Genomic DNA, 25002 nt, shown 5'->3' with positions numbered 1-25002 from the left:
CGATGGAACACTTTCCCCGCCGCAACCATCTAGCACCCCATGGCCCCACGTCCGATCGCCCTTTTGCTGAGCGTCGCGCTGCCGCTGACCGCGTGCAACGCCGGCCCGGACTATCGCCCGCGCACCGCGGCCGAGCTGGGCGTGCCTTCGGGCTATTCGGTGCCGGCGGATCAGGCGGGCGCCGAGGACCTGACGCACTGGTGGTCCAACTTCGACGATCCGATGCTGGTGCAGCTGGTCGAGCAGGGGCGCACCGCCAATCTCGACGTCGCGCAGGCGGTGACGCGGCTGCGCCAGGCACGCGAATCGCTGGTGCAGGCGCGCTCGACGCTGCTGCCGACGGTCGGCGCCTCGGCGGGCGCGTCGCGCAACCAGCAGGTGAGCGGCCCCGGGGGCTCGGGCAACAGCTTCTCGATCGGCGGCGACGCCAGCTACCAGGTCGATCTGTTCGGCGGAAACCGGCGCGGGGTCGAGGCGGCGGGCGCCGCGTACCAGGCCTCGGGGTTCGACTATGCCGCGGTGCTGATCTCGGTCCAGGCCGAGATCGCGCGCAACTATGTCCTCGCCCGGCTGGCGCAGACCCAGCTCGCCTATGCGCGCGCGAGCCTCGCGATCCAGGACGACAACCTCCAGATCGCCGAGTGGCGGGTGCAGGCCGGGCTCGTCTCGTCGATCGACGCCGAACAGGCGCGCGCGGCGCGTGCACAGACCGTCGCGTCGATTCCCTCGATCGAAGCCAATTATAACGGCTTCGTCTCGCGTCTCGGCGTGCTCACCGGGCAGGCGCCCGGGGCGCTCAAGGCGGCGATGGAGGCCCCCAGGCCGATCCCGGTCGGCCCGGCCAAGGTCGCGGTGGGCATTCCCGCCGAGACGCTGCGCCAGCGCCCCGATGTCCGCTCGGCCGAGCGCAACCTCGCCGCCGCCACCGCGCGGATCGGAGTCGCGCAATCGCAGCTCTATCCCCAGCTCTCGATCGGCGGCAGCCTGGGCTCGGGCGGCGGCGCGATCGGCGCGCTGTTCGACACGATCTCGGGCCGGCTCTTCGCCAATATCGCGCAGACGATCTTCGACGGCGGGCGCACGCGCAGCCAGGTCCGCGCCAATGAGGCCGCCGCGGAAGGCGCGTTCCTCTCGTACAAGCAGACCGTCCTCACCGGGCTCGAGGATGTCGAGAATGCGATCGTCGCGCTCGCCGCCGCGCAGGAGCGCGCTCGCCAGTTCGCGATCGCCTGGGACGCCGCGAACAACAGCGCGATCCTCGCGCGGATGCAGTACCGCTCGGGGCTCACCGATTTCACCACGCTCAACCAGGCCGAGAGCAGCCTGCTCTCCGCCCGCAACGGCCAGGCGCAGGCGCAAGCCGATCAGGCGACCGCGCTGATCGCGCTCTATCTGGCGCTGGGCGGCGGCTGGGACAGCAATACGACCCCCGAGGCGACGAATGGCAACTGACCCCAAGCTGGCCGAATTCCTGGGCGAGAAGCCCGTCCCCATCTGGCGGCGCTACCTCAAATGGATCATCGGCGGCGGCGCATTGCTGCTCGTCCTGTTCCTGCTGTCGCGCTGCGTGTTCGGCGGCGCGGGCGAGACCCAATACGCCACCCAGGAGGTGCAGCGCGGCAACCTGACCGTCACCGTTTCCGCGACGGGCAAGCTCGCGCCGACCAACCAGGTGGCGATCGGTTCGGAGCTTTCGGGGCTGGTCGAGACGGTGCTGGTCGATGTCAACGACCGCGTCGTGAAGGGGCAGGCGCTCGCCGTGCTCGATACGTCGCGGCTCGACGATACGATCACCCAGAGCGCCGCGGCGCTCAATGCCGCGCAGGCGACCGTCGCACAGAATCAGGCAACCGTGGCCGAGGCGCAAGCGCAGCTTTCGCGGCTGCAGGAAGTGTACCGGATTTCGGGCGGGCGCGTTCCCGCCAAGGTCGAGATGGAGCAGGCGCAGGCCGCGCTCGCCCGCGCGATCGCCAATACAAGGGCGGCGCAGGCGAACGTTGTCTCGGCGCGCGCCGCCCTCTCCTCGAACCAGACCCAGCGGCAAAAGGCGGTGATCCGCTCGCCGGTCACCGGCGTGGTGCTCGCGCGCCAAATCGAGCCGGGCGCGACCGTCGCCGCCAGCTTCAACACGCCGACCCTGTTCGTGATCGCCGAGGATCTGTCGCAGATGGAGCTGCAGGTCTCGATCGACGAGGCCGATGTCGGGCAGGTCCAGCAGGGCCAGGCCGCGACCTTCACCGTCGATGCCTTTCCGGGGCGCACCTTCCCCGCGAGCATCACCCGAGTCGATCTGGGCTCGAACCTGTCGGCGCAATCGACCACGAGCACGGCGAGCACCGCCAATACCGTCGTCTCCTATGCGGCGACGCTGAGCGTGGCGAACCCCGACCTCAAGCTCCGCCCGGGCATGACCGCAACCGCAGAGATCACGACCATGTCGAAGCCGGACGTGCTGCTGGTGCCCAACGCGGCGCTGCGCTTCACGCCCGCCACCCCCGAAACGGCGGCGAGCCCGAGCGGCGGGATCGCGAGCGCGCTCGTGCCGCGCAGGCCCAACCGGCGCGGCAATGCCGAGAAGGAAGCGGGCGGCGCGCGGACCGGGCAGCAGACCGTCTATGTGCTGGGCGCCGACAACAAGCCGCAGCCGGTCAAGGTCTCGACCGGCGAGACCAACGGCACCGTCACCGAGATCATCGGGGGCGACCTCAAGCCCGGCATGAAGGTCGTCACCGGCCAGCTGGCGAGCGGATCGACGAGCGAACGGCGCGGCAGCGGCGGCGGGCAACGCCGTCAGGGCGGCGGCCAAGGCGGCGGAGGCCAGCGTGGACCCGGCGGCTGATCCCCTGATCCGCCTCAGGAACGTCACCAAGACCTATGGCGAGGGCCCGACCGCGTTCCAGGCGCTCAAGGGCATCGATCTCGACATCCAGGCGGGCGATTTCGTCGCGGTGATGGGCCCCTCCGGCTCGGGCAAGTCGACGACGATGAACATCCTCGGCTGCCTCGACGTGCCTTCGGCCGGCGAGTTCCGCTTCAAGGGCTTCCACGTCGAGTCGCTCGACCGCGACCAGCGCGCGCTGCTCCGCCGCAAATATCTCGGCTTCGTGTTCCAGGGCTTCAACCTGCTCGCGCGCACCTCGGCGCTCGAGAATGTCGAGCTGCCCCTGCTCTATCGCGGCGACCCCAAGGGCCAGCGCCGCGACACCGCGATGGCCGCGCTCGACAAGGTCGGGCTCAAGCAATGGTGGGACCATACCCCCGCCGAACTCTCCGGCGGCCAGCAGCAGCGCGTCGCGATCGCCCGCGCGATCGTCACCAATCCCGATGTGCTCCTCGCCGACGAGCCCACCGGCAATCTCGATTCGGAGCGTTCGCGCGAGATCATGGAATTGCTCAAGGGTCTCAACGAGGCCAGCGGCATCACCGTCCTGATGGTCACCCACGAGGCGGACATGGCCGCCTTCGCGCGCACCATCGTGCATTTCAAGGATGGGCTGGTCGAGCGGATCGAGGACAAGCGCAAGGTGCCCGCCTGATGTTCGGCACCATCCTCATCCTCGCGGTGCGCTCGATCTCGCGGCACAAGCTGCGCTCGTTCCTCACCACGCTCGGCATCATCATCGGCGTCGCGGCGGTCGTCGCGATGGTGACGCTCGGCAAGGCCACCACCGCGGCGGCGCAGAAACAGATCGCCAGCCTTGGCACCAACATCCTCCAGGTCCGCCCGGGCCAGGGCTTCGGCCGCGGCGGCGGGGGTCCGCGCCCGCCCGATTTCGAGGAGGCCGATGTCGATGCGATCCGCGACCAGGTGGAAGGGGTCACCGCGGTCGCCCCGCAGGCGCAATCGACCGCGACCGTCATCTATCAGGGCGCCAACTGGTCGACGACGATCAACGGCACCACCGCCAGCTTCTTCCGGGTCCAGCCCTGGCCGCTGGTGCTCGGCCGGCAATGGACGCGCGCCGAGGAGCAGGCGGGCAAGGCGGTGTGCATCATCGGCAACACCGTGCGCACCAACCTCTATCGCGGCGGCGATCCGGTGGGCACGCGGATGCGCGTCAACGGCATTTCGTGCGACGTGATCGGCGTGCTCTCGACGCGCGGCCAGGGCGGGTTCGGCGATCAGGACGATGTCGTGATCATGCCGATCAAGCAGGTCCAGCGCCGCTTCACCGGCAATCGCGAGATCCGGCTGATGCTGGTCGGCACCGATCCGGCCTATGAGAGCGCGCAGATCCAGGCCTCGATCACCCAGGTGCTGCGCGAGCGGCGGCATATCGAGGGCGGCAAGGCAGACGATTTCAACATCTTCGATACCGCCCAGATCAGCGCGGCGGTGACCGGCGTCACGACCTTGCTCACCTCGATCGTCACCGCGGTCGCCGGTATCAGCCTCGTCGTCGGGGGCATCGGGATCATGAACATCATGCTCGTCTCGGTGACCGAACGCACGCGCGAGATCGGCATCCGTCTCGCGATCGGCGCGGTGGCGAGCGAGGTGCTGATGCAGTTCCTCGTCGAGGCGGTGGTGCTGTCGATGCTCGGCGGGCTGATCGGGCTATTGGTCGCGCAGGGCGTGGTGCTCGGGCTGGGGCCCCTGATGCAGGTCGATTATCTGTTCGATCCGCAGATCAACATGGTCGCCTTCGCGATCTCGGCGCTGATCGGGATCGTGTTCGGCTATTTCCCCGCCCAGCGCGCCGCGAGCCTCAACCCGATCGACGCGCTTCGTCACGAATAGGCTCGCCGTCGCTCGGCAGCCCGTAAAGCTCGCGCAGCGCGCGCAGATCCTCTTGCGTGTCGATATCGACCAGCTCGCCCGGGCCCGCGACGACATGGTGCCCGCCCTTGATCAGCTCGCGCGCGCCCTGCTCGCCCTCGATCCTCACCAGCTGGGCGAAGCGGTCCTTGCCGAACAGCGCCGGCGGCATCGGCTGGACGCCGTCGCTCGACGCGACGATTGCCATCGGGCCGTCAAAGGCATCGAACAGCCGCCAGACATGGCCCGCGGTGACGCGCGGCATATCGGCGAGCGCGACCAGCACCGCCTCCGCGCCGGCGCGCCGTGCCGCTTCGACGCCATAGCCGAGCGACCGCGCCTGGCCATGCGCGGGATCGGGATTCTCGACCACTTCATAGCCGAGCGCGACGAAATCGAGCCTGGTCTGCGAGACCACGGCGATGCGGGCGAGGAACGGGACCGCTTCGAGCGCGGTGACGACATGGAAGGCGAGCGGCTTGTCGAGGAAGCGCTCGGCGAGCTTATCGCCGTCTTCGAAGCGACGCGAGCGGCCCGCGGCGAGCAGGACCAGGGCGACCTTGTCAGGCGCGATCATGGCCAATCTCGTGAAACGTCTTAACCATCGCCGCCGCGATCGAGAGCGCGATCTCGGCCGGGCCGACCGCGCCGAGATCGAGTCCGGCGGGCCCCTGGATCCGTGCGAGATCGGCAGGCGCGACACCCGCCGCCGCGAGCCGTTCGAGCCGCGCGGCGTGGCTCTTTCGCGAGCCCAGCGCGGCGACATAGCCGGTGGGCGCGGCGAGCGCGGCGATCAGCGCGGGATCATCGATCTTGGGATCATGGCTCAGCGTCACCACCGCGGTGGCGGGATCGGGGCGGAGCGCGGTAACGGCCTCGTCGGGCCAGTGGTCGTCGAGCATGGTGGCGGGGAAACGCGCCTCGGTCAGGAATCGTGCCCTGGGATCGATCACCGTGCACGAAATGCCGAGCTCGCGTGCCAGGCCGGCCAGCACCTGCGCGATCTGCACCGCGCCGATAATCAGCAGCCGGCGCGGCGGATCGTAGCGGTTGACGAACGCGCCCTCGCCGCTGCGCCCCGTCGCCAGATCGGTCGCCACGTCGAACGCCTTGCCCTCGGCACGCGCGGCCTCGATCGCGCCGAAAAGTTCGGGTGGGAAACCCGCTTGCGACACCGGCTGCACCAGCACCTCGACCTGGCCGCCGCATGGCAGCCCGACCTCCCACGCCGCCGCATCCGCCACGCCATAGGCTTTGAGGATCGCGGGCGCCCCGGCGATCACCTCCGCGGCGGTGACGAGGATGTCGCTCTCGACGCACCCGCCCGAGACCGATCCCTCGAACCGGCCATCCTCATGCACGATCATGTGCGAACCGCGCGGCCGCGGGGCCGAGCCCCAGGTCGAGACGACGGTCGCCAGCGCCATGCGCGCGCCCGTCCATGCGCGCGCGGCGGCGAGCACGCTGTCGTTATCCGCCCCCATCACGCACCTGGCCTCGCCTCCGTCACATCCATCGGCTAGCTGCTAGCTTGAGGAGAGACAGATGGCGAGAGCGCTGGTCCTGATGGTCTTGCTGCTGGCAACCGGCTGCGCGCCGGTGCACAGCGGCGCGGTGAACAAGCACCCTGTCATCGTCATCGCCCATCGCGGCGCCAGCGGCGAGCGGCCCGAACATACGCTGCTGTCATACCAGCTCGCGATCGACCAGGGCGCCGATTTCATCGAGCCCGATCTGGTCCCGACCAAGGACGGCGTGCTCGTCGCGCGGCACGAGAACGACATTTCCGAGACCACCGACGTCGCCAAACATCCCGAATTCGCCGCGCGCAAGACGACCAAGACGATCGACGGCGTCAGCGTCACCGGCTGGTTCACCGAGGATTTCACCCTCGCCGAGCTGCGCACGCTCCGCGCCAGGGAGCGGCTGCCCCAGTTCCGCCCGGGCAACACCGCCTATGACGGCCAGGCGCTGATCCCGACCCTCGACGAGATCATCGGGCTGGCCAAGAAGGCATCGCGCGAGACCGGGCGCACCATCGGCATCTATCCGGAAACCAAGCACCCCGGCTATTTCGCCGCGCTGGGCCTTCCGATCGAGCCCCGGCTGATTGCCGCGCTCAAGGCCGCGGGCTGGAACCGCGCCGACGCGCCGGTCTTCATCCAATCGTTCGAGGTCGACAATCTCCGCGCGCTTCACAGGATCACCCCGGTCCGGCTGATCCAGCTGATGAAGCCCAAGGCCGCGCCCGCCGACGGCGCCTTCCCCAGCTACGAGGCGATGGCCACGCCCGAGGGGCTGCGTAAAGTGGCGGCCTATGCCTATGGGATCGGCCCCGAAAAGGCGATGATCCTGCCCCTGGGCGGCACGCCCACCACGCTCGTCGCCGATGCGCATGCGGCGGGGCTCAAGGTCCATCCCTGGACCTTCCGGGCCGAGAATTTCTTCCTCTGGCCGCAATTCCGCAAGGGCGCCAATCCCGCCGATCATGGCGATCTGGCAGGAGAAATCGAATATTTTCTTGGGCTTGATGTGGACGGTTTCTTCACGGATTATCCCTATATCGGTGCCCAGGCACGTGCGACCTGGGGCTCGCCCGCGCGTTGAGGGGCTGATGATGCGAAAGATTCTGATCACGGCGGTCGCCGCCTTGCCGCTGCTGACCGGCGGCTGCATCGCCAAGACGGCGTTCGATGTCGTTACCCTGCCGGTCAAGGCGGGATCGCAGGCGGTCGATTGGGCCACGACGAGCCAGTCGGAGGCCGACCGCAACTATGGCAAGCGCTTGCGCGAGGCCGAGGAACGCGAGGGCCGCGAGCGCAAGGCGTACGACAAGCGCTGCCGGCGCGATCCCGACAATTGCGGGCCGTACGAAGGCTTCGTCGCCCAGCCGGGCGGCAATCGGCCGCGCTAACCCGCCAGCACATCCGCGATTGCCAGCAGCGTCGCGGGCTTCAACTGCACGCCCAAATGGCTGCTCTGGATCTCGACCGAGCGGCAATGTTCGTCATGGCAGATCAAGCCGTTGACCAGCCCGTCGCTGCGGCTCCAGATCGCGGTGGTGGGCACAAGCGGCGGCGCCGCCGCCTCCGCGGCGTTCGCCTTGACCGTCGCGTCGCCGATCTTCTCCCCGGTGAGCAGCTCGAACGCCATCCACACATTGGTCGCGGTGGGCGGGCCGGCATAGGGCGCGCTGACGGTGATCACCTCGCGCACCAGATCGGGCCGCCGGTGCGCGACGATCCGCGCCATGATCCCGCCGAGCGAGACGCCGATCAGCGTCACCTTCTCGCCCGTCTCGGCGTACAGCTTCTCCACCTTCGCGATCAGCCGTTCGGCCTCGGGCCCGACCGCGCGCACGCCGAAATTGCGCCCCAGCCCCCATCCGACCGCATGATAGCCGAGCCGGTTGAGGAAGCGCCGCATCACCATGTTCGACAGGTCCGAATTGACCAGCCCCGGCAGCACCATGATCGGCCGCCCGTCGCCGCGCGGGGCGTCACGCAGTTGCTCGCGGTAGAGCGCGTGCGACATCACGCTCCACGCAGCGCGCGGTAGCTCGGCCGCGAACGCCAATTTGCCGGGGGGCTCTACAACCATATCATCACCGCGAAGGGGAATGGGGTCCACCACCCCATCTTCACGCCCGCCTCGCGTAGCGCACCGCCGGTCCATTGGTTGCACGTGCGGATCGCGCTGTACCCGCCTTTGGCCTCATAGAAGGCGTCGTTATTCCCATAGCCGTGCACGCTCGGACCGTCGCCGAACGTGCCGCGGACATAGGCGGCGAGGCGGCGATACTCGTCGGGGCGCAGGATCACGCTTCGCATATGGGGGCCGGCCTCGGGTGCCGGTAGATGCGCGACATGGAGCACCGTCCGCCCCATCCCGGCCAGCGCGCTCGCGACGCGCACCGGGCTCACCTGCGACCAGCTCGGCGTGTTGAGATAGAAATCGCGGTCGCCCCAGCCGAATGAGAGATAGGGGTGCCCCGCCTGCTTCGGATCGGCGAGATCGCCCGGCTTGACCAGATCGCGCCAGTCCACCCCTTGCGCCACCATGGGCAGCACCAGATCGGTGTGGACGCCGTTATCGATCACATAGATGCGCACGCCAGACCCGGGCTGGGTCCATCCCGAATTGACCGGAATCGCCCCGCCCGCGAGCGCCGCCAGGGCATATCCGACGATGATCCCGGCAAAAGTCGCCAGCAGCCGCCCCACGAACTTCGCCAATCCCCGCATATGCGCTCCCGTTTCGTGGCCGCCCGCCCCATGCTATGGCAACGCCATGGCAAAGGACACGCATGTGCTGGAGCGCCCCCCGGAGGGCGCTTCGGCGGATTGGACGATACCGCAGAACTGGCAGCATTATACGCCCGAAGAACATCGCACCTGGGACACCCTCTTCGCCCGTCAGGCGAAATTGCTCCCCGGCCGCGCGAGCCAGGCGTATCTGAACGGCCTCGACGCGCTCAAACTCTCGAACGGGGGGATCCCCAATTTCGAGGAACTGTCCGAGCGGCTGATGAAGCTGACCGGGTGGCAGGTGGTGGCGGTCCCCGGCCTCGTGCCCGACGACGTCTTCTTCGATCATATGGCGAACCGCCGCTTCGTCGCGGGCAATTTCATCCGCCGGGCGGACCAGCTCGATTATATCCAGGAGCCCGACGTCTTCCACGACGTGTTCGGCCACGTCCCGATGCTCGCCGACCCGATCTTCGCCGATTATCTCGAGGCCTATGGGCGGGGCGGCCAGCGCGCGCTCGAACTCGGCGCGCTCAAGAATCTCGGCCGGCTCTACTGGTACACGGTCGAGTTCGGACTGATCCGCGAGGATGGCGATCTGCGCATCTATGGCTCGGGCATCGTCTCGAGCTTCGCCGAGAGCGTGTTCGCGCTCGAGAGCGAGAGCCCCAATCGCATCGGCTTCGATTTGAAGCGGGTGATGCGGACGGACTACCGGATCGACGATTTCCAGCAGAATTATTTCGTCATCCCGAGCTTCGACGCGCTGCTGAAGGCGACGGTCGAGACCGACTTCGCGCCGCTCTACGCCGAGATCCACGCCCTGCCAGACATCCCGATCGCGGCGATATTGCCGGGGGACGAGGTGATCACGGCGGGGACGCAGGATTATGCGAGGTCGAAGGGGTGACTCCTATGTGACCGGGTGCTTCGCCTGGCACGCCTTCAGCACCGCCTCCTGCTCGGCGTCGCTGGGGCCGTCCATCAGCTGGCGCACCGTCTTGCCCTTCATCACCCCGTCGGCAACGCAGCTGCAGATCGGCGTGAAGTCCACCGCCTTGCCGGACTGGCTCGCGGTCGAAACGCATTGCTCGACGAATTTCTGGCGGAACGACTTTTTGAACCCGTCGTCGAAGCCCTGCGCGAAGCTGCTGCCCGATGCGCTGTTTCCATCCGCCGCGCCGCCGCCGCCGCCGCCGCACCCCTGCAGCACCAGCAGCGCCGCGATCGCCAATCCCATCCGCATGACCCCCGTCCCCCTCACCAGCTCCCGAACCCAGGCGCCTCGCCCTTGCCGCGGGGCAGCCGCGTCACCCGCTCGCGCCCATGGCGGGCCCGCTTGACCAGCCGCAGCGTCGGCCAATGGCCATTGTCGATGCGCCCCGTGAGCCGCAGCCCCTGCTGGCGATAGGCGCGCGCGACCGTCTCGGCCTGGCCCTCGAGCAGCCCCGCGACGATCAGCGTCCCGCCCTCGGCCAGCGCCGCACCGACGGTCGCAGCCAGCTCGACCAGGGGGCCGGCCAGGATGTTCGCGATGATGAGATCATAGGGCGCGCGGCCGATCAGCAGCGGGTGTTCGAGGCCCGATGCCGCCGCCAGCGCCAGCTCGCCCTGCCCGCCGCCGAGCGGCACGCGGTTGATCGCGGCATTCTCCGCGGTCACGTCGATCGAGCGCGGATCGATGTCCGATGCGGTCGCATGCGCGCGCGGCCAGAGATGCATCGCGGCAAAGGCGAGCAGCCCGGTGCCGGTCCCCAGATCGAGCAGGTTGCGCACGACCAGCCCGCGATCCTTGAGCGCCCCGAGCATCTCGAGGCACCCGCTGGTCGTCTCGTGCGCCCCCGTGCCGAAGGCGAGTCCGGCGTCGATCCGGAACGCCACCGCGCCCGGCGGGATCGCGCGCTTGTTGGTTTCGGTATGCACATAGAAGCGCCCGGCATGGACCGGCTCGATCCCGGCCTGGCTTAGCGTGACCCAGTCCGCGTCGCGGATCTTGTGCGCGACCGGCTTCACCCCCGCCGCACTCGGCACCAGCGCCTGCACAGCAGCCAGCGCCGCGCTGTTGGGCTTGCCGTTGAAATAGGCTTCGAGCTGCCATTGCATCGGATCGTCCTCGACCAGTTCGCTGGTGAGCAGCACCGGCGCGGGATCGAGCCCGGTCGCATCGACCTCGAGCGCCTCGGCCTCGTCGCGGGTGCAAGGCAAGATGAGCTTCCAGCTAGCCATCAGCGCACATAGCTCGCGCCGTTCACGTCGAGCACCGCGCCGGTCATCGAGGGCGGCGCTTCGAGCGCGCAGAATTTCGCCAGGATCGCGACCTCTTCGGTGCCGGCGACGCGGCCGAGCGGGATATCGGCGAGCAATTTGTCGCCGCCGCGGCTGGCGAGATAATCCTCGGCCATGCCGGTCATGGTGAAGCCCGGGCAGATCGCGAAGGCGAGGATGCCCTCGCGCGCATAGCCGCGTGCGATCGACTTGGTCATGGCGACCATCCCGGCCTTGGACGCGGCATAATGCCAGTGGGCGGGGCTGTCGCCGCGATAGGCAGCGCGGCTGGCGATGTTGACGATCCGGCCGCCCTCACCGCGTTGCTGCCAATGGCGGATGGCGAGGCGGCACAGCTCGGCGCTGGCGGTCAGATTGACCCGCATCGTCTTCTCCCACGCCGCGACCCAATCGTCATGGTCCAGGTCGAGCGGCGCGGCTTCGAAGATGCCGGCATTGTTGACGAGCGCATCGATCCGCCCGTCGAGCGCCTCGAGCGCCTTGTCCCACAGGGCCCGCGGCGCTGCGGGATCGGTGAAGTCCGCGGGGATGCCGCTCTGCGTGCCGTGCCCGATCGTGCGGGCACCCGCCGCGTTCAGCGCGTCGAAGGTCGCGGCGCCGATGCCGCGGCTGCTTCCGGTGAGCAGGATATTAGGGGAGGCCATCGGCCTCCCCTAGCGGGTGATCGTTTACGCCGCCACCGAGGAGGAGAAATTCTCCGCCGCGTCGCGCAGCTGGTGGAGCCGGTCGTCGACCTCGGCCACGTCGCGCTGGAGCGTGTCGATGTCGCTGGTGACGGTCTTGGTGTCCTCGCGGATCGCGCCGATCGTCGCGGACATCGAATCGGCGGCGAGCGCCGTCTCGTCGACCGCGGCGGTGATCGCGGTCACCGTCTGCGCCTGGACCTCCATCGCCGCGCGGATTCGCTGCGCCGATTCCTGGACTTCGCTGACGGTCGAGCGGATCGAGGCATTGGTCTCGACGGTGCTCTTGGTGGCCGACTGGATCGCCGCGATCTTCGAGGCGATGTCGTCGGTCGCGCGCGCGGTCTGGTTGGCGAGCGATTTCACTTCCTGCGCGACGACCGCGAAGCCACGGCCCGCATCGCCCGCACGGGCCGCTTCGATGGTCGCGTTCAGGGCGAGCAAATTGGTCTGCCCGGCAATGTCGCGGATCAGGCCGAGAATCGATTCGATCGACTTGGCATGTTCGGACAAAGTCTCGGACATGCCGACCGCCGCGCCCGCCTGGCCCGAGGCCCGGGTGGCGATATCTGCCGCCGATTCGACTTCGGTGCGCGCATCCTCGATCGCGCGGATCAGCCCCGCGGCGGTCTGCGCCGCCTCGCGCATCGCCACCGCCGATTGTTCGGCGGCCGCGGCGACTTCACTCGCCTTGCCGAGCATGCCCCGCGCCGAGGTCGAGGCCCCCGCCGCCTGCATCCGGATGCGGTTGCCAAGCATGGTCGCGCCCTCGATCGATTCGGCGATGCTCGCGCGGAACTGCATCGAGCGCTCGCGGCGTTCCTCACCCGCATCGGCGGCGTCGCGCGCGCCGAGATGGGTCGCCATCAGATCGGCCTCGACCATCGAGAGCCGCTGGACGATGTCGCACAGCCGCAGCAGGCGCGCCGTGTCGTCGCCGACCTTCTCTGCGATCACCCGCATCGTCACCGAATGTGCATAGGCAAGCGCGGCGAAGGTCGCGGTGAGCGGAACCTTGGAGGCATCGACGTTCGCGGCATGCTGCAGCGCCATCTGCACCCACTCTTCGTCGAGCGGGCTGCTATATTTGACCTGGGTGTAGTGCGCGCTCTGCCGGAGCTGCTCCTCGAAGCGCACCGGATCGGCGAACCATTCGCGGACGCCCTGCGTCTCGGGCAGCGTGAAATAGTGATCCCAGAAGGATTGGCCGATCTCTCGATAGTGGCCACCGATCAGCGCGTGGATCTCTGCGCAGGCCGGCCCGATCTGGCCGTCCCAGTCATATTCGCCGAGATGCTGGGCAACTGAACGGCCGCCGCCGCTCCACCGGCCCAAATCGCGCTTCTTCGTCATCATTCTCTCCTACGCCGCGACTTTCGCCACGAACTCGCTGGCGCTGTTCTTGAGGCTTCCGAGCTGACCGTCGAGCGCGGAAAAGCCCTGCCCGACCCGGTCGATCTCGGAAGCCACGGTTTCGGTATCCTCGCGGATCGCGCCGATCGTCGCCGACATCGAATCGGCGGCGAGCGCGGTCTCGTCGACCGCCGCGGTGATCGCGGTGACGGTCTGCGCCTGGACTTCCATCGCGGCGCGGATGCGGTTGGCGCTTTCCTGGACCTCCGCGACGGTCTCGCGGATCGAGGCGTTGGTCTCGACGGTCGATTTGGTCGCCGACTGGATCGAGGCGATCTTGGCGGCGATGTCGTCGGTCGCGCGCGCGGTCTGGTTGGCGAGGCTCTTCACCTCCTGCGCGACGACCGCGAAGCCGCGGCCCGCATCGCCCGCACGCGCGGCCTCGATGGTGGCGTTGAGCGCGAGCAAATTGGTCTGGCCGGCAATGTCGCGGATGAGGCCGAGGATCGATTCGATCGACTTGGCGTGATCGGAGAGCATCTCGCTCATCCCTACCGCCGCGCCCGCCTGGCCCGAGGCCCTGGTCGCGATGTCCGCGGCAGCCTCGACCTCGTTGCGGGCGTCTTCAATGGCGCGGATCAGGCCCGCAGCGGTCTGCGCCGCCTCGCGCATCGCCACCGCCGACTGTTCGGCCGCGGCGGCGACTTCGCTGGCCTTGCCCAGCATGCCGCGCGCCGAAGACGAGGTGTGCACCGCCTGGATGCGCAGCGCATCGCCCTCGCGCGACGCCCGCTCGACGGTCGCGCCGATCGAGTCGCGGAATTCGGCGGCGAGCTTGTCGCGGCCGGCCTGCGCGGCATATTCGCGATAGAGATTGTAGAGCTCGACGGTGATGTCGCCTTCGAGCGCGGAAAGCCGCATCAGCGTGTCGATCAGCATCGGAAGCTTGGCGTTGTCCACCCCGCTGCGGCGAATCAGCACCTCGAGCGCGGCGCGGTCGCTCGCGCTGATCATCGACAGCAGCGCCATCGGCGGCACGTCCGCGGCATAGGCGGCGGCGACCGAACGCTCGATCGATTCGATCCACGCGCTGCCCGCGGTATCGAGGAAACGGTTGCGCAGGAAGATGACGCCGACCTCGATGATCTTCTCCGATTCGTGGAGCGCCCAGTTGCGCTCATCAGCGAAGCAGCGCAGCCATTGCTGCCAGTAAGCATCTGAGATCGAAGTGATTTCCGGTTCCAGTGCGGCCCAGACCTCGCGGCTCGAGCTCATCAGCGAACCGTCGAAGTCGAACACGCGCAGCCGCGCGCGGACGTCGATCTTGCGAGCCATGGCGCCCGGTTCGGGCAGGTTGTTCGCCGTGGGCGCGGTCGATGCAGACATGGGATCCCCTGGTCAGGCCTTGCGCGAAACTGCGCTCGGCCGTCCCCAGACCTATTCCCTCAGGAGTTAATTCCCGGTTAGCCAAGGCCTTCGCGCGGTACCGTATTCGTTGCGGCTTGCATCCCCGCCGCCCGCGCGTCATTAGGCCCCACCACCGCTAAGGACCCGCCCGTTGACAGAGACCCCGAACAAAGCGCGACCATTGTCGCCGCATATCGGTATCTGGAAATGGGGTCCGGCGATGACGGTGTCGATCGTCCACCGCGCGACCGGCACCGGCCTCACCATCGGCATGCTCTTCTTCTGCTGGTGGCTCGGCGCGCTCGCTTCCGGGCCCGCCGGCTATGCCGCGTTCCTCGATGTCTTTACCTATCAATCGGGCAAGCTCAACGTGATCGGCTGGATCGTCGGCGTGGGGCTCACCCTCACGCTCTTCCAGCATATGGCGAGCGGCGTGCGCCACCTGTTCATGGACGCGGGCGACAATTTCGAGCTCCGCGCCAACAAGACCACCGCCTGGCTGACCTTCGGATTTGCGATCGTCGCAACCGCGGCCTTCTGGACGGCCCTGCTCCTGGAGACACCTCATGTTTAAAGCCCTGCCCGCCGACGCATCGCCCGAAGCCACCCAGCATTGGTGGCACCAGCGCCTGACCGCCGGCGCCAATCTGCTCTTGCTGCTCTGGTTCGCCCTGTCGATGCTGCTGCTCGGCACCCAGGCCGGGTTCGACACCAAGACGCTGACCGGCTGGGCCGCGCAGACCATGGTGGTGATCCCGCTGCTCCTGCTGGTCGGCGCGACCGTCTATCATTTCCGCCTCGGCCTTCAGGTGCTGATCGAGGATTATGCCAAGGGCGCCGGCCGTGCCGTGTGGCTGGTGGTGCTCAACTTCTTCGCCTTCACCGTCGCGATCTGGGCGGTCCTCTCGATCCTGAAGCTGGCGCTCGGCGCCGCAGCCTGAGGGAGAGGGCCGGATGCCCGCCGCGTACAAGATCATCGATCACACCTATGATGCCGTGATCGTGGGGGCCGGCGGCGCCGGTCTCCGCGCCACGATGGGCGTTGCCGGCGCGGGCCTGAAGACCGCGTGCATCACCAAGGTCTTCCCGACCCGCAGCCACACGGTCGCGGCGCAGGGCGGCATCGCCGCGTCGCTCGGCAATATGGGCGCGGATCACTGGACCTGGCACATGTACGACACCGTCAAGGGGTCGGACTGGCTGGGCGACCAGGATGCGATCGAATATCTGGTGCGCGAGGCGCCTGCGGCGGTCTACGAACTCGAACATGCCGGCATGCCGTTCAGCCGGCGCGAGGATGGGCGCATCTATCAGCGCCCCTTCGGCGGCATGATGCAGAATATGGGCGCCGGCCCGCCCGCACAGCGCACCTGCGCCGCGGCGGACCGCACCGGCCACGCCATGCTCCACACGCTCTACCAGCAGAGCCTGAAGTATGACGCGGACTTCTACATCGAATATTTCGCGCTCGACTTGATCATGGAGGATACGCCGGGCGGCCCGGTGTGCCGCGGCGTGATCGCCTTGTGCATGGAAGACGGCTCGATCCACCGCTTCCGCAGCCATGCGGTGGTGCTCGCGACCGGCGGCTATGGCCGCGTCTATCAGGTGGCGACCTCGGCCCATACCTGCACCGGCGACGGCAATGCGATGGTGCTGCGCGCGGGGCTGCCGCTGCAGGACATGGAATTCGTCCAGTTCCACCCGACCGGCATCTACGGCCCTGGCGTGCTGATCACCGAGGGCGCGCGCGGCGAGGGCGGCTACCTCACCAATTCCGAGGGCGAGCGCTTCATGGAGCGCTACGCCCCCTCGGCCAAGGATCTCGCCTCGCGCGACGTCGTGTCACGCTCGATGGCGATGGAGATCCGCGAGGGCCGCGGCGTGGGCGCGGAGAAGGACCATATCTACCTTCACCTCAACCATATCGACCCCAAGATCCTGCACGAGCGGCTCCCGGGCATCACCGAGACCGGCAAGGTCTTTGCGGGCGTCGACCTGACCCGTCAGCCGCTGCCGGTGGCACCCACGGTCCATTACAATATGGGCGGCATCCCGACCAATTATCACGGCGAGGTCGTCTATCTGAAGAAGGGCAAGGGCAAGGCGAAGGCCGATCCCGACGCCGTGGTGCCCGGCCTCTACGCGGTCGGCGAAGCGGCGTGCGTCTCGGTCCATGGCGCCAACCGTCTCGGCTCCAACTCGCTGATCGACCTCGTCGTGTTCGGCCGCGCCACCGGCATGCGCATCGCCGAGACGATCAAGCCGAACACGCCGCACAACCCGCTCCCCGCGGGTTCGGAGGAACTGTCGCTCGGCCGCCTCGATCATTTCCGCAACGCCAATGGCAGCACGCCGACCGCGAAGATCCGCGCCGATATGCAGAAGACGATGCAGCGCCACTGCGCCGTGTTCCGCACCGACGAGCTGATGCGCGAGGGCGTGACCCATATGGAGCAGGTCTATGCCGGCTTCCAGGACGTGAACGTCACCGACCGCTCGCTGATCTGGAACACCGATCTGGTCGAGACGCTCGAGCTCGACAATCTGCTCGGGCAGGCGCTGGTGACGATCCGTTCGGCGGTCAACCGCAAGGAAAGCCGCGGCGCCCACATGCACGAGGACTTCCCCGACCGCCACGACGACGAATGGATGAAACACACCATCGCGACGTTCGAGGGCTGGGGCGGCAAGGGCGGCACGACGGCGATCGATTACCGCCCGGTGCACGAATATACGCTGACCGACGAGGTCCAGTATATCGAGCCGAAGAAGCGGGTGTACTGAAGAGCCGCTCTGCCAGCCGCGACGATCAGCCCTATGCGAGCCGGATCATGTGCTCGCCCGGGTTCCACATGAGCTTGAACCGCTCGAGGAATCGGTGCCCGATCACGGCGCGCGCACCGATGCCGCGAGTCATCGCGGTCAGATCCTTGACGCGAAACTGCGTGCTGAACGCCTTGCCGCCAATCTCGAACGGCAGCTCGAGTCGGCTGTTCGCCGCGGCGCCGCCGGCGAGCGCGGCATCAACGTTGCACCAAGGTGCGCCGGTATCGATCAGGAAGGTGACCGCTTCGCCGTTGAGCGTCCCGGCGGTGACCGGCAAGGGCGTGGCCGCGAGCGGAAGGACGAGCCCCGCCCCCGGTCCGTCGCGCACGGTCAGGTCCTTCGCGGCATAATCGATCACGAAACCAGCCTTCGAAAGCATCGGCCAGCCGAGGATCGCGTCGAAAGGCTCGCCGATCTGCGCGGCGATCGCCTCGATATCGCCCGGGCTCACCAAAGCCTCGACGCCGCGGTACGTCGCGCCTCCGAACGCGAGCGTGTCGAGGCTGGCACCGAGCACGGCTCGCGGGCCGCCCTGGTATCGCTGCGTCTGCTGCCCCGTGTCGGCAAGCGCGAGGCCGAGCGTCCGTGCGAATGCCTCGGCAAGCTGCAGTCCGCGGATCGCGCCGGTGTCCACCAGCGCCTTGGCGCTGCGGCCATTGGCCTCGATCGTCAGGAAAATCAGGCCGGCGGGGCTCACCACGATCGAGGCCGCGGCTAGCCGAGAAGCGGGCAATGCAAGCATCGCAAGACCCGTCGTTCCCAGAAACTCGCGGCGTCCCAGCATCGATTATTCCTTTTTTCCGCAATGTCTTGTTCTGTTGCCGGCGGTCGTCGCTTTCGGCGTGACCAAAGCCGTCGCCGCAGCTACGCCCCGCGTCCCGCAATCGGATGCAGTGGCGCGCTGCCGCCTTGACTCCGCGCGCGCCCCGGCGACACTGGCGATGGTTAATTCGTCATCCGGGGAGCTGTCCCGAAATGCGTTTCTTCGTTCCGCGTGCGCTGATCGCTTTCCTCGCGGGCGTGCTGGCGCTGCCCGCCGCGGCGCAGGTCGTGCCCTACAAGGCGCCCGAGCATGTCTCGGGCTTTCCCGGCATGGCGAGCGGGGAGACGCAGGGCGAGATGGCGGCGAGCCTCGATCTCGGCCCCGAGCTCGACCGCGGGCGTTCGCCGCGCTGGATGCTCGCCGACTACCGGCGCATGGACAAGGCGCTCGCCGCCCTCCAGCCGCAGCGCAAGGGCGTGGTCGATGTCTATATCGTCTCGGTCGGGCTCGACAGCGATCCGGTGTTCGGGCGCGAGGCGCGCGAGGCGGGGAAGGTCCTCTCGTGGCGCTACGGCGGCGCCGGGCGCACCATCACGCTCGCGGGCACCGACGGCAGCGGCCCCAGCGCGCTTCCCAATGGCAGCATCACAAACCTGACCCTCGCGCTCGCGCGCATCTCCGAGCTGATGGATCCGAAGGAGGATGTCCTGATCCTCTATTCAACCAGCCACGGCGCGCCGCTGGGGATCGTCTATCACGACGCAGACCAAGGCTTCGGCGTGCTGAGCCCCAAGCGGCTCGCGGGGGTGCTCGGCGATCTCGGCATCAGGAACCGGCTGCTGATCCTGTCGGCCTGCTATTCGGGCGTGTTCGTCCCCGCACTGGCCAGCCCCACCACCGCGCTCTTCACCGCCGCGTCGGACAGCCGCACCTCGTTCGGCTGCGCGTCGGACAATGACTGGACGTTTTTCGGCGACGCGATGATCAATCACGCGCTGCGCAAGCCGCAGACGCTCAAGGCCGCGTCGGACGAAGCGCGCGGGCTGATCACCCAGTGGGAGACCAAGGGCGGCGTCACCCCCTCGAACCCGCAGGTGAGCATCGGCGCGAGCGTCGGCACCTGGCTGACCCCGCTCGAGGCGCGGAGCCCCAAGGTCGCGACCCAGCCCGCCGGCCGTCCCGCGACCGATATCCTCGACCGGGTCCGGCACTAAGGGCAACGGATGAGCTCGCCCGATAATCCCTTGGGAAAGCTCATCCCCAACGACCTGTCGAAACTGGCGGGCACGGTGCTTCCCGCCGCGTTGCCCGCCGCCATGCCGGTGATCCAGAAGGCGCTACCCGGGGGCCTGCGCAACCGGCTGATCCAATGGGGACTGGGGATCCTCGTTACCTTCGGCCTCTCCTTCGTGGTCAAGCGGATGCTCGAGGCGCGCGAGGCGAAGCAGCGCGCGCTTGCCCCCCGGCCCGCCCCGCGGACCATCGCGCCGCCGCAGCGCGAGTCGGCCGCCCGCGCGCCGCAGGCCGCGCCCGCCGCCGCAGCGCCGGTCCCGATCGATACCGGCCTCGCCTATCCGATGCTCGGCCGCCCGCACATCAGCCTGTCGGGTCAGGTCGATCAGGCGATGTACGCCAGCTTCAGCCACCAGCTCGCGCTCGCACCGCCCGAAGGCCCTCTGGTCGTGGCGATCTCCACCCTTGGTGGCGATCCCGAGGTTGCGCGGCTGATGGGCGACGAGATCCGGCTGCTGCGCGATTATCACCGGCGCGACATGGTCTTCCTCGGCAAGGTCTCGGTCTATTCGGCGGGCGCGGTGCTGATGGCCGCCTTCCCCGCCGACCGCCGCTATCTCACGCGCGGCTCGCGGCTGCTGATCCATGAGCGGATCATGAGCTTTTGTCTCAACGGCTCGCTACGCACGCTGACCGAGACGATGCGCTCGCATCTGGGCGAGGTCGAGCATGCGCTCAAGGTCGAGGAGGAGAGCTTCCGCGATCTGGTCGCGGGCTCCAGGGTCACGTTCGAGGAACTCCGCCAGCGCGCGCCCAACGACTGGTATATCGACGCCGAGGAAGCCCGCTCCCTCGGCCTCGTCGCGGACGTGATCTAAGCCAGCGTACCCCCATCGATATTGATCGTCGTGCCGGTAATGTACGACGCATCCTCGCTCGCGAGGAACGACGCCAGCGCCGCCACCTCGTCGGCACGGCCATAGCGGCCGAGCGGGACGATCGACTTGAGCTGAGCGGCCAGTTCGCCGTCCGCGGGGTTCATGTCGGTATCGATCGGCCCCGGCTGGATGACGTTGACCAGCACGCCGCGCGGCGCCAGGTCGCGCGCCCAGCCGCGCGCCAGCCCCTGCACCGCGAACTTGCTCGCGCTATAGGCCGCAGCGCCCGGCATCATCGATGTCTCGCCCATCACGCTGCCGACGATCAGCACGCGTCCACCGTCGGCGAGATAGGGCACCGCAGCGAGGGTTCCAGCAACCACGCCATCGACATTGACGCCGAGCACGCGGCGATAATCCTCGATGCTGTCCTCATGCACGCCGCCGAAATGGCTGACCCCGGCATTGTGGACGAGGATATCGATCCCGCCCAGCTCGGCCGCAGCAGCATCGACCGCATCGGTCACCGCCGCTGAATCCGCGGCATCGGCCTGGATCGCGCGGCCCTTGCCGCCCGCAGCCTCGATCGCCGCGACGGTCGTCTTGGCTGCATCGTGGTTGCCGGCATAGGTGATGATCACGTCCGCCCCGTCCTCGGCCAGCCGCTTCGCGATCGCCGCGCCGATGCCGCGCGACCCGCCGGTCACCAATGCGCGCTTGCCTGCCAGTTTCCTGCTCATTTCGATACTCCGGTCCCCCGCCGGCAAGACCGCCTGCAGCCGGGACGGAGCGGGAGATGGGGTGCCGTCTGGATAGTTCAATATTCCCGAACTATTAAACTGGCGAAGCTTTCCTATATGTGAGTCATGTCGCGCTTCGTGCACCCCGATCTCAAGCAAGTCGGCCTTCCGGTCGCACTCCATGCGCTCGCCGATCCGGTGCGGCTCGCGATGATCGCGAAGCTGGCCGAGGTCGGATCGCTCAACTGCTCGGCCACCTGCCCCGAACAGCCGATCCCGAAGAGCACGCTCTCGAACCATTTCAAGGTGCTGCGAGCCGCCGGGCTGGTCGAAACCCGCGCCGAGGGCCGCGAGATGATCAGCCATTTGCGCCGCGACGCCTTTGAGGCGCGCTTCCCGGGCCTGCTCGCCACAGTGCTGGCCAACCGCACCGATTGAACACCGCCAGCGGCGTCCGCGTCACCTATAGGGTTGCGCCGCAGGTGCGAAAGGCATAGCCCGCGCGAGACAATTGCAAGCCGCCACACACGGGAAGCACGATGGCCGAATTCAGCCTGCCCAAGAACAGCGTCGTCAAGCCGGGCAAGACCTTCCCCGCCGCCGGGGGCAAGCGCGTCAAGAAGTTCAAGATCTACCGCTACGATCCCGATAGCGGCGCCAATCCGCGCTACGACAATTTCGAGGTCGATCTCGACGCGTGCGGCCCGATGGTCCTCGACGCGCTGATCAAGATCAAGTCGGAGCAGGACCCGAGCCTCACCTTCCGCCGCTCGTGCCGCGAGGGGATTTGCGGCTCCTGCTCGATGAACCTCGACGGCCGCAACGGCCTCGCCTGCACCACCGCGATCGAGGACATCAAGGGCGAGATTCGCATCACGCCCCTGCCGCACATGGACGTGATCAAGGACCTCGTCCCCGATTTCACCCATTTCTATCAGCAATACGCGTCGATCAAACCGTGGCTCGAAGCGGGCGATATCCCTGCCGACGGCAAGGAACGGCTCCAGAGCCCCAAGCAGCGCGAGGAGTTGGACGGGCTGTACGAGTGCATCCTGTGCGCCTGCTGCTCGACCAGCTGCCCCAGCTATTGGTGGAATTCGGACAAGTTCCTGGGCCCCGCCATCCTGCTCCAGGCCTATCGCTGGCTCGCCGACAGCCGCGACCAGGCGGATACCGAGCGGCTCGACGCGCTCGAGGATCCCTTCACCTTGTATCGCTGCCACACGATCATGAACTGCGCGAATGTCTGCCCCAAGGGCCTGAGCCCCGCCAAGGCGATCGCGGAGGTCAAGAAGCTCGAGGCCGAGCGGGTCGCCTGATGCAGCTGGCGGGGGCCCTGATCGCCGCGGCGCTCGCCTTCGCCGCTCCCGCGCAAGCACAGCGGCTCGACGATCACACCATCCTCGTCCCCGGCGGCATCACCCCCGGCCGGCAGCCCGACGGCAACAGCATCCTCCTCGAAGGACCCGACGGGCTGGTCGTGTTCGACACTGGCCGCCACAAGACGCATAGCGACGCGATCCTTGCCGCGACGGGCGATCGCCGCATCGTCGCGATCGTCAACAGCCATTGGCACCTCGATCATGTCAGCGGCAACCTGCGTCTCAGGCCGCTCTTCCCCGGCCTGCGCGTCTATGGCACCGGCGCGATCGACGGGGCGCTCACCGGCTTCCTCAAGACGAGCGCGGCGCAGGGCCGCCAGGCGCTCGCCTCGGGCAAGCTCTCCCCCAGCATCGCCGAGGATGTCCGCGCCGATCTGCTGACGATCGATCGCGGCAACGAACTCCGCCCCGATATCCAGCTCGGCGGCGTCCAGACGCTCAAGCTCGCGGGCCGCAACTTCATGCTCGGCGTGTCGCTACACGCGGCCACTGCCGCCGATCTGTGGCTCTACGATCCCGCCTCCAAGCGCCTACTCGCGGGCGACCTCGTCACCCTCCCCGCCCCCTTTCTCGACACCGCCTGCCCCGAAGGCTGGGCCGACGCGCTCGCAACGATCGACAAGCTCGATTTCGAAACGCTTGTCCCGGGTCACGGCCCGGTGATGACCCACGAGGATTTCCGCTGGTGGAAGAACGGCTTCGAGGATTTCCTGATCTGCAGCGGGGGCGAGCGGCCGATGGAGACCTGCGCGGGCGGCTGGCTCGCGGCGGCGCGGCACTGGCTGAGCGAGAAGGAAGTCGCCGATTTCGCCGGCTACGCCTATTATTATGGCGAACTGCTCCGCAGCGGAAAGCTCAACAAGTACTGCGCCGCATGAGCGACGCGCCGGCCCCGAGTTTCACCTTCGGCCCCGATCCCGACCTCCCCGGCTGGAGCCGCTGGACGATCAGCGACCCCACCCGGTTCAACTCGATCTTCGGCCCGCTCTCGGTCAAGCTCGAAGACGGCATCGCCCGCGTCCGCTTCGCGCCCACCCAAATCCATTCGAACCTGCGCGGCCATGTCCATGGCGGGGCACTGCTCGGTTTCATCGACATGGCGATGTTCGCCGCGGGGCGCAGCTTCGGCGTGCTCAGCGCGGGCACCGCCGCGACGCTCGACCTCACCACCCAGTTCATCGCCGGTGCCCCGCTCGAGGAAGGCGCGGTCGAGGCGCGGGTCGAGCTGCTGCGCGAGACCGGACGCCTGCTGTTCATGCGCGGGTTGATCGTTCAGGACGAAACGATCATCGTCAGCTTCACGGGAACGATCCGGAAGCCTTCGACCAAGTGAGCCACCTTCTCGAACGCTATCAGGCGCTGGTCGCGGCGGGCGAGCTTCGCGACGATCCCGGACAGGCCGAAGCGGCCGCCCGGCTCCAATCGCTTTGCGACGCGCTCGAAGCGGTCCCGAAAAAGGGCAGCATCCTGTGGCGCGCGCTCGGCCGCGCCCCCGATCCGCCGCGCGGCGTCTATCTCTGGGGCGGGGTCGGGCGCGGCAAGTCGATGCTGATGGACCTGTTCTTCGAGGCCGTCGACATCCGCCGCAAGCGCCGCGTCCATTTTCACGAATTCATGCTCGAGGTACATGAGCGCCTCAATGTCGAGCGCCGGCGCGACACCAGCGATCCCGTGATGAGCGTCGCGCAGGCGCTGTCCGACGATGTCCGCCTGCTCGCCTTTGACGAGATGGTGGTCAACAATCCCGCCGACGCGATGATCCTGTCGCGGCTCTTCACCGGGATGATGGGCCACGGCGTCGCGGTGGTCGCCACCTCGAACCGGCCGCCGCGCGATCTCTACAAGGACGGGCTCAACCGCGAGCTGTTCCTCCCCTTCATCGCGCTGATCGAGGAGCGGATGGACGTGATGGCCTTGAATGGCCCGGTCGATTACCGGCTCGACCGGCTGGGGCAGGTCGATACCTGGCTCGTCCCAAACGGCCCCGAGGCCACCCGCACGCTCTCCGCCGCCTTTTTCCGCCTGACCGATTACCCGCCCGAGGACGCCGCACACGTCCCCTCATGCGATCTGCCCGTCCAGGGCGGGCGTGAGATCCATGTGCCGCGCTGCCTCAAGGGCGTCGCCGTCTTCTCGTTCAGGCGGCTGTGCGGTGACGCGCGGGGGGCAGCGGATTACCTGGCAATCGCACGGCGCTTCCACACGGTGATGATCGTCGGCATCCCCCGCCTGGGGCCGGAGAACCGCAACGAGGCGGCGCGCTTCGTGACGCTGATCGACGCGCTCTACGAGCACAAGGTCAAGCTCCTCGCCGCCGCCGATGCCGAGCCCGACCAGCTCTACCAAGCCGGCGACGGCCGCTTCGAATTCGAACGCACCGTCAGCCGGCTGATGGAGATGCGCTCCGACGACTATCTCGCCGAAGGCCATGGCGAGCGGTGA

At 68.1% G+C, this 25002-nt stretch carries 28 protein-coding genes; 17 read left to right on the top strand and 11 right to left on the bottom strand.

Going from position 1 to position 25002, the window contains the following annotated elements; all coding sequences use genetic code 11:
• Positions 1–39 precede the first annotated feature (39 nt).
• The 4 genes from OF829_RS08375 to OF829_RS08360 are packed head-to-tail and all read left to right on the top strand — an operon-like array spanning position 40 to position 4741.
• The gene (locus OF829_RS08375; protein WP_264939527.1) at positions 40–1452 is read left to right on the top strand and encodes an efflux transporter outer membrane subunit; all 1413 of its coding nucleotides are present in this window, start codon (positions 40–42) and stop codon (positions 1450–1452) included.
• Complete coding sequence (locus OF829_RS08370) at positions 1442–2839, top strand: efflux RND transporter periplasmic adaptor subunit (RefSeq protein WP_264939526.1); 1398 nt, start codon at positions 1442–1444, stop codon at positions 2837–2839. The genes OF829_RS08375 and OF829_RS08370 overlap by 11 nt, the downstream gene beginning before the upstream one ends.
• Entirely contained in the window at positions 2823–3536 is a 714-nt protein-coding gene (locus OF829_RS08365; protein ID WP_264939525.1) for an ABC transporter ATP-binding protein, read from the top strand. Before OF829_RS08370 ends, OF829_RS08365 begins: the two co-directional genes overlap by 17 nt.
• Positions 3536–4741: an ABC transporter permease gene (locus tag OF829_RS08360; RefSeq protein WP_264939524.1), complete on the top strand. Its 1206-nt coding sequence runs from the start codon at positions 3536–3538 to the stop codon at positions 4739–4741. The genes OF829_RS08365 and OF829_RS08360 overlap by 1 nt, the downstream gene beginning before the upstream one ends.
• On the opposite strand, the gene OF829_RS08355 is transcribed toward OF829_RS08360, so the two are convergent.
• Complete coding sequence (locus OF829_RS08355) at positions 4710–5336, bottom strand: nucleotidyltransferase family protein (RefSeq protein ID WP_264939523.1); 627 nt, start codon at positions 5334–5336, stop codon at positions 4710–4712. The two genes, OF829_RS08360 and OF829_RS08355, sit on opposite strands and share 32 nt — an antisense overlap.
• Positions 5323–6243 (bottom strand): XdhC family protein, encoded by a 921-nt coding sequence (locus OF829_RS08350; protein ID WP_264939602.1) that lies wholly within the window; start codon positions 6241–6243, stop codon positions 5323–5325. The genes OF829_RS08355 and OF829_RS08350 overlap by 14 nt, the downstream gene beginning before the upstream one ends.
• A 61-nt stretch (positions 6244–6304) precedes the next feature.
• Between OF829_RS08350 and OF829_RS08345 the strand changes: the two genes are divergently transcribed.
• Both OF829_RS08345 and OF829_RS08340 read left to right on the top strand, forming a co-directional pair.
• Positions 6305–7366, top strand: coding sequence for a glycerophosphodiester phosphodiesterase (locus tag OF829_RS08345; RefSeq protein ID WP_264939522.1), 1062 nt, complete (start codon positions 6305–6307; stop codon positions 7364–7366).
• A gap of 7 nt (positions 7367–7373) precedes the next feature.
• Complete coding sequence (locus OF829_RS08340) at positions 7374–7673, top strand: hypothetical protein (protein WP_406701411.1); 300 nt, start codon at positions 7374–7376, stop codon at positions 7671–7673.
• On the opposite strand, the gene OF829_RS08335 is transcribed toward OF829_RS08340, so the two are convergent.
• Positions 7670–8293 (bottom strand): esterase/lipase family protein, encoded by a 624-nt coding sequence (locus tag OF829_RS08335; RefSeq protein WP_264939521.1) that lies wholly within the window; start codon positions 8291–8293, stop codon positions 7670–7672. The two genes, OF829_RS08340 and OF829_RS08335, sit on opposite strands and share 4 nt — an antisense overlap.
• 56 nt (positions 8294–8349) lie before the next feature.
• Entirely contained in the window at positions 8350–9003 is a 654-nt protein-coding gene (locus OF829_RS08330; RefSeq protein ID WP_264939520.1) for a TIGR02117 family protein, read from the bottom strand.
• 46 nt (positions 9004–9049) lie between these two features.
• Here OF829_RS08330 and phhA point away from each other — a divergent pair, with 46 nt between their 5' ends.
• Positions 9050–9916 (top strand): phenylalanine 4-monooxygenase, encoded by an 867-nt coding sequence (phhA, locus tag OF829_RS08325; RefSeq protein WP_264939519.1) that lies wholly within the window; start codon positions 9050–9052, stop codon positions 9914–9916.
• 3 nt (positions 9917–9919) lie between these two features.
• On the opposite strand, the gene OF829_RS08320 is transcribed toward phhA, so the two are convergent.
• From OF829_RS08320 to OF829_RS08300, 5 genes are read right to left on the bottom strand one after another with little or no spacing between them, the layout of a single operon-like run.
• Complete coding sequence (locus OF829_RS08320) at positions 9920–10252, bottom strand: hypothetical protein (RefSeq protein ID WP_264939518.1); 333 nt, start codon at positions 10250–10252, stop codon at positions 9920–9922.
• A 14-nt stretch (positions 10253–10266) separates the two neighbouring features.
• Complete coding sequence (locus tag OF829_RS08315; protein ID WP_264939517.1) at positions 10267–11232, bottom strand: 50S ribosomal protein L11 methyltransferase; 966 nt, start codon at positions 11230–11232, stop codon at positions 10267–10269.
• The gene (locus tag OF829_RS08310) at positions 11232–11936 is read right to left on the bottom strand and encodes an SDR family NAD(P)-dependent oxidoreductase (RefSeq protein ID WP_264939516.1); all 705 of its coding nucleotides are present in this window, start codon (positions 11934–11936) and stop codon (positions 11232–11234) included. The genes OF829_RS08315 and OF829_RS08310 overlap by 1 nt, the downstream gene beginning before the upstream one ends.
• Before the next feature lie 24 nt (positions 11937–11960).
• Positions 11961–13328 (bottom strand): methyl-accepting chemotaxis protein, encoded by a 1368-nt coding sequence (locus OF829_RS08305; RefSeq protein ID WP_264939515.1) that lies wholly within the window; start codon positions 13326–13328, stop codon positions 11961–11963.
• A gap of 9 nt (positions 13329–13337) precedes the next feature.
• Positions 13338–14714 (bottom strand): methyl-accepting chemotaxis protein, encoded by a 1377-nt coding sequence (locus tag OF829_RS08300; RefSeq protein ID WP_264939514.1) that lies wholly within the window; start codon positions 14712–14714, stop codon positions 13338–13340.
• A gap of 172 nt (positions 14715–14886) precedes the next feature.
• Here OF829_RS08300 and sdhC point away from each other — a divergent pair, with 172 nt between their 5' ends.
• From sdhC to sdhA, 3 genes are read left to right on the top strand one after another with little or no spacing between them, the layout of a single operon-like run.
• Positions 14887–15309: a succinate dehydrogenase, cytochrome b556 subunit gene (sdhC, locus tag OF829_RS08295; protein WP_264939513.1), complete on the top strand. Its 423-nt coding sequence runs from the start codon at positions 14887–14889 to the stop codon at positions 15307–15309.
• The gene (sdhD, locus tag OF829_RS08290) at positions 15302–15676 is read left to right on the top strand and encodes a succinate dehydrogenase, hydrophobic membrane anchor protein (RefSeq protein WP_264939512.1); all 375 of its coding nucleotides are present in this window, start codon (positions 15302–15304) and stop codon (positions 15674–15676) included. The genes sdhC and sdhD overlap by 8 nt, the downstream gene beginning before the upstream one ends.
• A 13-nt stretch (positions 15677–15689) precedes the next feature.
• The gene (gene sdhA, locus OF829_RS08285; protein ID WP_264939511.1) at positions 15690–17522 is read left to right on the top strand and encodes a succinate dehydrogenase flavoprotein subunit; all 1833 of its coding nucleotides are present in this window, start codon (positions 15690–15692) and stop codon (positions 17520–17522) included.
• 31 nt (positions 17523–17553) lie between these two features.
• On the opposite strand, the gene OF829_RS08280 is transcribed toward sdhA, so the two are convergent.
• On the bottom strand, positions 17554–18348 hold the full coding sequence (locus OF829_RS08280; RefSeq protein ID WP_264939510.1) for a retropepsin-like aspartic protease: 795 nt from the start codon (positions 18346–18348) through the stop codon (positions 17554–17556).
• 191 nt (positions 18349–18539) lie between these two features.
• Between OF829_RS08280 and OF829_RS08275 the strand changes: the two genes are divergently transcribed.
• Both OF829_RS08275 and OF829_RS20575 read left to right on the top strand, forming a co-directional pair.
• On the top strand, positions 18540–19541 hold the full coding sequence (locus OF829_RS08275) for a C13 family peptidase (RefSeq protein WP_264939509.1): 1002 nt from the start codon (positions 18540–18542) through the stop codon (positions 19539–19541).
• A gap of 9 nt (positions 19542–19550) precedes the next feature.
• Positions 19551–20438 (top strand): ATP-dependent Clp protease proteolytic subunit, encoded by an 888-nt coding sequence (locus tag OF829_RS20575; RefSeq protein ID WP_319951539.1) that lies wholly within the window; start codon positions 19551–19553, stop codon positions 20436–20438.
• Here the strand turns inward: OF829_RS20575 and OF829_RS08265 are convergent.
• Positions 20435–21178 (bottom strand): SDR family NAD(P)-dependent oxidoreductase, encoded by a 744-nt coding sequence (locus OF829_RS08265; RefSeq protein WP_264939508.1) that lies wholly within the window; start codon positions 21176–21178, stop codon positions 20435–20437. The genes OF829_RS20575 and OF829_RS08265 overlap by 4 nt on opposite strands.
• 126 nt (positions 21179–21304) lie before the next feature.
• On the opposite strand from OF829_RS08265, the gene OF829_RS08260 reads away from it, so the two are divergent.
• The 5 genes from OF829_RS08260 (at position 21305) to zapE (ending at position 25002) form a co-directional block, all read left to right on the top strand.
• Positions 21305–21616: an ArsR/SmtB family transcription factor gene (locus OF829_RS08260; RefSeq protein WP_264939507.1), complete on the top strand. Its 312-nt coding sequence runs from the start codon at positions 21305–21307 to the stop codon at positions 21614–21616.
• A 101-nt stretch (positions 21617–21717) separates the two neighbouring features.
• A complete protein-coding gene (locus tag OF829_RS08255) occupies positions 21718–22497 on the top strand; it encodes a succinate dehydrogenase iron-sulfur subunit (protein WP_264939506.1) in 780 nt (259 codons plus the stop codon).
• Complete coding sequence (locus tag OF829_RS08250) at positions 22497–23438, top strand: MBL fold metallo-hydrolase (RefSeq protein ID WP_264939505.1); 942 nt, start codon at positions 22497–22499, stop codon at positions 23436–23438. The genes OF829_RS08255 and OF829_RS08250 overlap by 1 nt, the downstream gene beginning before the upstream one ends.
• Entirely contained in the window at positions 23435–23893 is a 459-nt protein-coding gene (locus tag OF829_RS08245; protein ID WP_264939504.1) for a PaaI family thioesterase, read from the top strand. Before OF829_RS08250 ends, OF829_RS08245 begins: the two co-directional genes overlap by 4 nt.
• Complete coding sequence (gene zapE, locus OF829_RS08240) at positions 23890–25002, top strand: cell division protein ZapE (protein WP_264939503.1); 1113 nt, start codon at positions 23890–23892, stop codon at positions 25000–25002. Before OF829_RS08245 ends, zapE begins: the two co-directional genes overlap by 4 nt.

This window comes from Sphingomonas caeni, from assembly GCF_026013415.1.
In the GTDB taxonomy this organism is placed as follows: Bacteria; Pseudomonadota; Alphaproteobacteria; order Sphingomonadales; family Sphingomonadaceae; genus Sphingomonas; species Sphingomonas caeni.
The sequence above is the reverse complement of the archived record's forward strand: the minus strand, read 5'-3'. Positions and strand labels throughout refer to the sequence as shown.

Coding starts and splice junctions, on each gene's coding strand:
- OF829_RS08375 (WP_264939527.1), top strand. CDS start 40: ATGGCCCCACGTCCGATCGCCCTTTTGCTGAGCGTCGCGCTGCCGCTG.
- OF829_RS08370 (WP_264939526.1), top strand. CDS start 1,442: ATGGCAACTGACCCCAAGCTGGCCGAATTCCTGGGCGAGAAGCCCGTC.
- OF829_RS08360 (WP_264939524.1), top strand. CDS start 3,536: ATGTTCGGCACCATCCTCATCCTCGCGGTGCGCTCGATCTCGCGGCAC.
- OF829_RS08355 (WP_264939523.1), bottom strand. CDS start 5,336: ATGATCGCGCCTGACAAGGTCGCCCTGGTCCTGCTCGCCGCGGGCCGC.
- OF829_RS08350 (WP_264939602.1), bottom strand. CDS start 6,243: ATGGGGGCGGATAACGACAGCGTGCTCGCCGCCGCGCGCGCATGGACG.
- OF829_RS08345 (WP_264939522.1), top strand. CDS start 6,305: ATGGCGAGAGCGCTGGTCCTGATGGTCTTGCTGCTGGCAACCGGCTGC.
- OF829_RS08340 (WP_406701411.1), top strand. CDS start 7,374: ATGATGCGAAAGATTCTGATCACGGCGGTCGCCGCCTTGCCGCTGCTG.
- OF829_RS08335 (WP_264939521.1), bottom strand. CDS start 8,293: ATGTCGCACGCGCTCTACCGCGAGCAACTGCGTGACGCCCCGCGCGGC.
- OF829_RS08330 (WP_264939520.1), bottom strand. CDS start 9,003: ATGCGGGGATTGGCGAAGTTCGTGGGGCGGCTGCTGGCGACTTTTGCC.
- phhA (WP_264939519.1), top strand. CDS start 9,050: ATGGCAAAGGACACGCATGTGCTGGAGCGCCCCCCGGAGGGCGCTTCG.
- OF829_RS08320 (WP_264939518.1), bottom strand. CDS start 10,252: ATGCGGATGGGATTGGCGATCGCGGCGCTGCTGGTGCTGCAGGGGTGC.
- OF829_RS08315 (WP_264939517.1), bottom strand. CDS start 11,232: ATGGCTAGCTGGAAGCTCATCTTGCCTTGCACCCGCGACGAGGCCGAG.
- OF829_RS08310 (WP_264939516.1), bottom strand. CDS start 11,936: ATGGCCTCCCCTAATATCCTGCTCACCGGAAGCAGCCGCGGCATCGGC.
- OF829_RS08305 (WP_264939515.1), bottom strand. CDS start 13,328: ATGACGAAGAAGCGCGATTTGGGCCGGTGGAGCGGCGGCGGCCGTTCA.
- OF829_RS08300 (WP_264939514.1), bottom strand. CDS start 14,714: ATGTCTGCATCGACCGCGCCCACGGCGAACAACCTGCCCGAACCGGGC.
- sdhD (WP_264939512.1), top strand. CDS start 15,302: ATGTTTAAAGCCCTGCCCGCCGACGCATCGCCCGAAGCCACCCAGCAT.
- sdhA (WP_264939511.1), top strand. CDS start 15,690: ATGCCCGCCGCGTACAAGATCATCGATCACACCTATGATGCCGTGATC.
- OF829_RS08280 (WP_264939510.1), bottom strand. CDS start 18,348: ATGCTGGGACGCCGCGAGTTTCTGGGAACGACGGGTCTTGCGATGCTT.
- OF829_RS08275 (WP_264939509.1), top strand. CDS start 18,540: ATGCGTTTCTTCGTTCCGCGTGCGCTGATCGCTTTCCTCGCGGGCGTG.
- OF829_RS20575 (WP_319951539.1), top strand. CDS start 19,551: ATGAGCTCGCCCGATAATCCCTTGGGAAAGCTCATCCCCAACGACCTG.
- OF829_RS08265 (WP_264939508.1), bottom strand. CDS start 21,178: ATGAGCAGGAAACTGGCAGGCAAGCGCGCATTGGTGACCGGCGGGTCG.
- OF829_RS08260 (WP_264939507.1), top strand. CDS start 21,305: ATGTCGCGCTTCGTGCACCCCGATCTCAAGCAAGTCGGCCTTCCGGTC.
- OF829_RS08255 (WP_264939506.1), top strand. CDS start 21,718: ATGGCCGAATTCAGCCTGCCCAAGAACAGCGTCGTCAAGCCGGGCAAG.
- OF829_RS08250 (WP_264939505.1), top strand. CDS start 22,497: ATGCAGCTGGCGGGGGCCCTGATCGCCGCGGCGCTCGCCTTCGCCGCT.
- OF829_RS08245 (WP_264939504.1), top strand. CDS start 23,435: ATGAGCGACGCGCCGGCCCCGAGTTTCACCTTCGGCCCCGATCCCGAC.